This window comes from Stenotrophomonas sp. GbtcB23 (assembly GCF_019091045.1).
Classification (GTDB): domain Bacteria; phylum Pseudomonadota; class Gammaproteobacteria; order Xanthomonadales; family Xanthomonadaceae; genus Stenotrophomonas; species Stenotrophomonas rhizophila_A.
On sequence record NZ_JAGXKC010000136.1, the window covers coordinates 1 to 899 of the forward strand.

An 899-nucleotide genomic window follows, 5' to 3' on the forward strand; every position below is an offset into this window, starting at 1 on the left:
GAACATCACCACGGCACGGTGCAGGCTTCTATGGCTAATATATGAACACATGTATAATTGTTTATTCAATATTTGGCCTCAGCTCGACTGGTGCTACAGCAGGCGTGCATCTCGTCCCCCGAATCAACATGGATCATGGAAGGACAAGACTATGGAACTTCGTCACTTGCGCTGCTTCATTGCGGTTGCTGAGGAACTCCATTTCGCCCGCGCTGCCGAGCGGCTGCACATCGAGCAGTCTCCACTGTCACGGGCCATCAAGGAACTGGAAGAAGAACTGGGCGTGTTGCTGTTTGCCCGCACCACGCGCAGCACTCGGCTGACCCGTGCGGGCGAGCTGTTTCTGGAGCACGTGCGCCGCGTGCTCTCCGCCTTGGAGCAGGCACGCGATAGCGTGAAAGCGGCAGCAAACGGTTTTCATGGCCAGTTGCGCGTGGCATTGTCCGACGGCATCACGCCGTCGCGCCTTTCTGCGTTGCTCGTACTTTGCCGCCAGGAAGAACCCGAGGTCGAAATCCGGTTCTTCGAGGTGCCCCTATCGCAACAGATCAAGGGGCTGCATAGCGATCTGTATGACGTAGGGTTTGCCCAATCCGACGAAGTGGGCGACGGTATCGTCGCCACGCCCGCATGGAGCGATGCGCTGATGGTGGCCGTGCCAGCTCGGCATCCGCTTCTGGCCCACAAGCGCATCCCCTTGGATGAGTTGCTTCGCTATCCACTGGTTCTGTGCGATCCACAGGCATGTGAGGGCCATGCCAAGCAAGTTGAACGGGTGTTGCGCCGTGCGGATGTGGAGCCACTGATTGCAGAGAGGGTTTCGTCCACCGACCTGATGATGGCCCTAGTCTCGGCCGGTTTTGCGCTCGGCCTAGCAGGCAGTGCACACATTGCCGCCA

General features: G+C 58.8%; 1 protein-coding gene. It reads left to right on the plus strand.

Translation table 11 applies throughout. The features are described 5' to 3' along the window. Nucleotides 1-151 precede the first annotated feature (151 nt). The coding region (locus KVS69_RS18430; RefSeq protein ID WP_217539434.1) for a LysR substrate-binding domain-containing protein at nucleotides 152-899 on the plus strand (748 nt) is incomplete at its 3' end.